1 pseudogene is annotated in these 399 nt (G+C 29.8%); it reads right to left on the bottom strand.

From position 1 onward, the window contains the following. Positions 1-220: pseudogene (locus tag C0Z19_RS29270) on the bottom strand (hypothetical protein); the annotation flags it as partial. Between the last annotated feature and the right edge of the window lie 179 nt (positions 221-399).

Below are 399 nucleotides of genomic sequence, written 5' to 3'. Positions count from 1 at the left end.
CACTGGCATATTCCCACGCTCGATGATACATATTAAAAATAAATGCTGAAATATGATGCGATATGAATAGTGATATAGCTGCCAATATTAATAATTTGACAGAATATGTTTTGAAATACGGTTCTAAAATGTAATAACTTACGAATACTGAAAATGTCACTATCAGTGAATCGATTAATGCTAGTATTAAAAGCCGCAATTTCACAGATAAATGTGCCATAAAACCCCTCATTTGCTGTTTATAACCCAAACCATCTTTTCTGTTTATAATCTTGTTGTGGCATTCGTTTAGGAATTTTTTTATCATCAACAACTAACTTCGCATTACTAATAAATCCGTTCATATCTTCATAATAATCACGTAATTTCTTATCATTAAATAAGTCTTTCATTAAGAAC

It is taken from the genome of Trinickia soli, from assembly GCF_002879855.1.
Taxonomy (GTDB): Bacteria; Pseudomonadota; Gammaproteobacteria; order Burkholderiales; family Burkholderiaceae; genus Trinickia; species Trinickia soli.
Note: the sequence above shows the minus strand (reverse complement) of the source record. Positions and strands in the feature narration are given on the sequence as shown.